The following is a 5,434-nucleotide window of genomic DNA, read 5'->3' on the forward strand; positions in this document are numbered from 1 at the left end:
GCGGCGTTACCGTCGAACACGCGGACAGGACGTGCGAAGGAGGGGCCCGTGACGCGCAAGCCGAGGGGTGAGCGGCACATAGGACTGCTGAACGGCTTCGCGGCCTACGGCATGTGGGGCCTGGTCCCCCTGTACTGGCCCCTGCTGAAGCCGGCGGGAGCGACGGAGATCCTGGCCCACCGGATGGTGTGGTCGCTGGTCTTCGTCGGCGCCGCACTGCTCGTGCTGCGCCGCTGGGCCTGGGCGGGCGAACTGCTGCGGCAGCCGCGCAAGCTGGGCCTGATCACGGTCGCCGCGACGGTGATCACCGTCAACTGGGGCCTGTACATCTGGGCCGTGAACTCCGGGCACGTCGTCGAGGCCTCACTCGGGTACTTCATCAACCCGCTGGTCACCATCGCGATCGGCGTACTGCTGCTCAAGGAGCGGCTGCGGCCGGTGCAGTGGGCGGCGGTCGGCACCGGCTGCGCGGCGGTCGTGGTGCTGACCATCGGCTACGGCCGGCTGCCGTGGATCTCCCTCTGCCTCGCCTTCTCCTTCGCGACCTACGGGCTGGTGAAGAAGAAGGTGAACCTCGGCGGCGTCGAGTCGCTGGCCGCCGAGACCGCGATCCAGTTCCTGCCCGCGCTCGGCTTCCTGGTGTGGCTGGGCATGCAGGGCGAGGCGACCTTCGCCGCAGAGGGCGCGGGGCACGCCGCCCTGCTCGCCTCGGCCGGGATCGTCACCGCGCTCCCCCTGGTCTGCTTCGGTGCGGCCGCCATCCGCGTACCCCTGTCCACCATCGGACTGCTGCAGTACATGACGCCCGTCTTCCAGTTCCTGCTCGGCGTCTTCTACTTCCACGAGGAGATGCCGCCGGAGCGCTGGGCCGGCTTCGCGCTGGTGTGGCTGGCGCTGGCGTTGCTCACCGGGGACGCGCTGCGCACCGCCCGCCGGACCTCCCGCACGCTGACCACCGAGATCAGCGCGCCCAGCACCACCAGGACGACCGGCACGATCAGCGCCGCGCGGAAGGCCGACAGCGTGGCCTCGGGGCCGGACCCGGTGGACGCCAGGCCGTAGACCGCGGTCACCGCCGAGATGCCGATGGCGGAGCCGAACTGCGTCGCCGTGGTCAGCAGCCCGCCGGCCAGGCCCTGCTCCGCCTCCTCGACCCCGTCCGTCGCCGCGATCGTCAGCGGCCCGTAGGCCAGGGCGAACGCCAGGCCGGACAGCAGCAGCGTCGGGAACATCATCGCGTAGGACCAGTCCATGCCGACCGGCAGGAACAGGGCGTAGGCGGCCACTCCCAGGAGGAATCCGCCGAGGATCACCCGGGCGTTGCCGAAGCGGGCGACCAGCCGCGGGGTGAGCGTCGGCGCGAGGACCGCGTCGACGCCCATGACGATCAGGGCGACGGCGGTCTGCAGGGAGGACCAGCCGCGCAGTTCCTGCAGGTAGAGGGTGACGACGAACTGGAAGCCGAAGAAGGCGCCGAGGAAGAGCAGCGCCCCCAGGTCGGCGCGGACGACCGGGCCCTTGCGCAGGATGCCGAGGCGCACGAGCGGGTCCGGGCAGCGGCGCTCGAACGCGACGAAGGCACCGGCCAGGAGCAGGGCCGCGGCACCCGAGACCAGGGTGAGCGGCCAGTCGGCCAGGCCGTGCTCCAGGCGGACGACGGTGTAGGCGGCCAGCAGCATGGCACCGGCGGCGGCGACCGCGCCGGGCAGGTCGAAGGTGCGCCTCCGCGCGGGCGGGGCGTCCCGCCCGGGCACCAGGCGCACGGCCGCGACGAGCAGGGCGGCGGTCAGCAGCACGGGCGCGAAGAACACCCAGCGCCAGCCGAACTCGGTGAGCAGACCGCCGATCACCAGGCCGAGGGAGAAACCGGCCGCGCCGGTCCCGGCGAAGACCAGCAGGGCCTTGTTGCGCTTCGGCCCCTCCTCGTAGGACGTGGTGATCAGGGAGAGCGCGGCCGGGGTCATGAACGCGGCGGCGACGCCGGTGACGAAGCGCGCGACGATCAGCATCCAGCCGTCCGTCGCGAGGCCGCCGAGTCCGGAGAAGGCGAGGAAGACGGTCAGCCAGAGCAGGAACATCCGCCGCCGGCCGAGCAGGTCGGCGGCGCGGCCGCCGAGGAGGGTGAAGCCGGCGTATCCGAGCACGTAGGCGCTCAGCACCCAGGCCGCCGTGCCGGTGGCAAGGCCCAGGTCGGAGCGGATGGCCGGGATCGCCACCGCCATCATCGCGACGTCGGCGCCCTCCAGGAAGATCGTCCCGCACAGGACGAGCAGCAACGCCCAGGCACGCGTGCCCATGAGTCAACACTCCTCTGGGAAAGGGCGGTTACGCAAGTGAGGGTCGGTTCCCCCTTGTAACCACGACCACCCTGCGGCAGCATCGGCGGACATGGAAGAAGGCACTTCGAAGTCACCGAGTAACTGCGCGAGCACCGTGGACCACGGCGACGCCGACCCCTTCCAGTGGGACACCCGCGAGGACTGCCAGGTCCGGCAGATCCTCGACCGCATCGCCGACAAGTGGTCACTGCTGGTCATCGCGCTGCTGGAGAACCGGCGGCTGCGCTTCACCGAGCTGCGCCGGGAGATCGACGGGGTCAGCCAGCGGATGCTCACCGTGACGCTGCGCTCGCTGGAGCGGGACGGGCTGGTGAAGCGCACGGTGCATCCGGTGGTGCCGCCGCGCGTCGAGTACGAGCTGACCTCCCTCGGCAGGACGCTGCACACCACGATCCAGTCCCTGGTGACCTGGACCGAGGAGCACCAGGAGGAGATCGCGGCGGCCCGGACCGCCTACGACGCGCGTGAGGAGCGGGCCGCGCGGGCCGCGGCGCCGTAGCGGCCCGGCGGACGCGGTGCGCCCGGACCTTCTCGCGGTTGCCGCGGTGCTCCATCGCGCACCAGCGACGGCGGTCCGGGCGGGAGGTGTCGACGACCGGGCCGACGGGCCCGTGCAGCGCCTCCCAGCGGGCGAGGGCTCCGGGATCCCGGCGTTTTCCCCTGCGCGTTCGCTCACCCGGCCAGTACAAGTGACTACATGACGCAGCCACCGGCATCGCCCTCCCCCGTCCACTGGAAGGTCGTCATCGACGCGAACGACCCGCACGCGCAGGCCGACTTCTGGGCCGCCGCGCTGCGGTACGAGGTCGAGGACAACAGCGCCCTCATCGAGCGGCTGCTCGGTTTCGGCGCCCTGCCCGAGGAGGCCACGGTCGAGTTCCACGGCCGCCGCGCCTTCCGGGACCTGGTCGCCGTACGGCACCCCGGGGACCCGTTCGAGGAGGAGAGCGGGACCGGGCTCGGGCGGCGGCTGCTGTTCCAGCGGGTGCCGGAGGCCAAGTCGGGCAAGAACCGGCTGCACCTCGATCTGCACCCGGGCGAGGGGCGGCGCGAGGAGGAGGCCGCCCGGCTGGAGGAACTCGGGGCGCGCGTGCTGCGGCGGGTGACGGAGCAGGGCGGCGAGTGGCTCGTGATGGCGGACCCGGAGGGCAACGAGTTCTGCGTGCAGTGACGGCGGACGGTGCGTGCGCGGACGTCGACGCGCGGACGTCAACGCCGTGGCTGGATAAGCGTCTTGACGGAGAGTCAATAACAGCTTCACCATCCAGGCACCCCATTCACTGTGGGCTGCCCGTGGCACCCCGCGGGCAGCCCCAAGGGAATCCGGAGCCCCCACATGAAGCTCTCCGTTTCCGCGCGCGCCGTCGCGGCGGGTGGCATGGCGACCGCCCTGCTGCTGACCGGCGGTGCCGTGGCCGACGCCGCGTCCTCCGCTCCCACCCGAGCGGCCGCCGCGCCGGACATACCGGTGGCGAACGTCAAGGCCCACCTCTCCCAGCTGCAGTCCATAGCCACCGCCAACGGCGGCAACCGCGCGCACGGCCGCGCCGGCTACAAGGCCTCGCTCGACTACCTCAAGGCCAGGCTCGACGCCGCCGGATACACCACGACCGTCCAGCAGTTCACCGCCTCCGGCCGCACCGGCTACAACCTGATCGCCGACTGGCCGGGCGGCGACGCCAACCAGGTCGTGATGGCCGGTGCCCACCTCGACAGCGTCTCCTCCGGACCCGGCATCAACGACAACGGGTCCGGCTCGTCCGCCGTCCTGGAGACCGCCCTCGCCGTGTCCCGGACGCAGTACAAGCCCACCAAGCACCTGCGCTTCGCCTGGTGGGGTGCCGAGGAACTCGGCCTGGTCGGCTCCCGCTACTACGTCAACCGGCTGGCCACCGGCGACCGTTCACGGATCAGCGCCTACCTGAACCTCGACATGATCGGCTCCCCGAACCCGGGTTACTTCGTCTACGACGACGACCCGGCGATCGAGAAGACGTTCAAGGAGTACCTCACCGGCCTCGGCGTCCCGACGGAGATCGAGACCGAGGGCGACGGCCGCTCCGACCACGCGCCCTTCAAGAGCGCGGGCGTCCCGGTGGGCGGCCTGTTCACCGGGGCCGGCCGCGCGAAGACGGCGGCGCAGGCGGCCAAGTGGGGCGGTACGGCGGGGCAGGCCTTCGACCGCTGCTACCACTCCTCCTGCGACACCACCGCCAACATCAACGACACGGCCCTCGACCGCAACAGCGACGCCCTCGCCCACGCGGTGTGGGAACTGTCGCAGTAGCCTCCGGGCCCGCCTCACCGCTCGCGGGCACGTGCGGTGAGGCGGCCCATGCGGGCGCGGGCCGACTCCAGCTCCTCGATCTCCTCGGCGGCGGGGCCGCCCGCGGAGGCCAGCTCGGTCCACAGGCCGACCAGGTCGCGCCCGAGCTCCAGTCCCAGGGCCGGATCGCGCACCGCCCGCCAGGCGGTGGCCGCGCTCCGCACGTTGCCGTAGGCGCCCTCCGCGTCACCGGCCCGGCGCCGGGCACCGGCCAGGTCGAGCGAGAGGTGGAAGGCGCGGAGCGGGTCACCGGCCAGGTAGGCGACGTAGGCGGTCAGTTCGCGCAGCCGGAGCACCTCCGGGTGCTCCGGTCCCAGCGTCCCCGACGCCAGTGCGACGGTCCGGTCCGCCAGGTCGGCCGCCGCCTCGATCCGGCCCTCCTTCACGGCCTCGTTGATCCGCGCGACCGGCTCCGCGAGGAGCGCGGGTGCGGCGGGGTCGCCCGGGGCGCCGAGGGGTTCGTCCCCGAGCACGGCCTCCGCGACGGCGTCGAAGCCGCGGGCGGGGGTGGGCTTGGGGTCGGGGTCGACGGCGAGCAGGGCGGCCTCCGGGATCGACCCGGGCCGGGGCCCGGGTCCGGCGCCCGGCACGGGCAGGGGCCGCGCGTCCATGGGGGGCGGCGGACCGAACGCCCCGGTGGGCGGCACGACGGTGCCGGGCACCGCGGACCCGCCCGGCACCATGCCTTGCGCGGCGGCGGCCGGGGGTGTGTCCCGCGGTGCCGCAACCGGGTGCGTCGCGTCCTGCGGCACGGTCGCGGCCGAGCCCG

4 protein-coding genes and 3 pseudogenes are annotated in these 5,434 nt (G+C 73.1%); 4 read left to right on the plus strand and 3 right to left on the minus strand.

Annotated features, from left to right (window positions below):
• The first annotated feature begins 48 nt into the window (after positions 1 to 48).
• Complete coding sequence (gene rarD / locus RIN80_RS26015; RefSeq protein ID WP_375141819.1) at positions 49 to 1,062, plus strand: EamA family transporter RarD; 1,014 nt, start codon at positions 49 to 51, stop codon at positions 1,060 to 1,062.
• Positions 1,063 to 1,142: 80 nt separating this feature from the next.
• Here rarD and RIN80_RS26020 read toward each other — a convergent pair.
• Positions 1,143 to 2,297: pseudogene (locus RIN80_RS26020) on the minus strand (MFS transporter); the annotation flags it as partial.
• 91 nt (positions 2,298 to 2,388) lie between these two features.
• On the opposite strand from RIN80_RS26020, the gene RIN80_RS26025 reads away from it, so the two are divergent.
• A complete protein-coding gene (locus RIN80_RS26025) occupies positions 2,389 to 2,838 on the plus strand; it encodes a helix-turn-helix domain-containing protein (protein WP_309098089.1) in 450 nt (149 codons plus the stop codon).
• Between the two features lies 1 nt (position 2,839).
• Here RIN80_RS26025 and RIN80_RS26030 read toward each other — a convergent pair.
• Positions 2,840 to 2,932, minus strand: a pseudogene (locus tag RIN80_RS26030) (CGNR zinc finger domain-containing protein); the annotation flags it as partial.
• Between the two features lie 104 nt (positions 2,933 to 3,036).
• Here RIN80_RS26030 and RIN80_RS26035 point away from each other — a divergent pair.
• Together RIN80_RS26035 and RIN80_RS26040 are read left to right on the plus strand one after the other, a co-directional pair.
• The gene (locus RIN80_RS26035; protein WP_309098090.1) at positions 3,037 to 3,510 is read left to right on the plus strand and encodes a VOC family protein; all 474 of its coding nucleotides are present in this window, start codon (positions 3,037 to 3,039) and stop codon (positions 3,508 to 3,510) included.
• A 165-nt stretch (positions 3,511 to 3,675) separates the two neighbouring features.
• Positions 3,676 to 4,626, plus strand: coding sequence for a M28 family metallopeptidase (locus RIN80_RS26040; protein WP_309098091.1), 951 nt, complete (start codon positions 3,676 to 3,678; stop codon positions 4,624 to 4,626).
• 14 nt (positions 4,627 to 4,640) lie between these two features.
• Here RIN80_RS26040 and RIN80_RS26045 read toward each other — a convergent pair.
• Positions 4,641 to 5,434 (minus strand): annotated as a pseudogene (locus tag RIN80_RS26045) (tetratricopeptide repeat protein); the annotation flags it as partial.

It is taken from the genome of Streptomyces sp., from assembly GCF_031181705.1.
Lineage (GTDB): Bacteria > Actinomycetota > Actinomycetes > Streptomycetales > Streptomycetaceae > Streptomyces.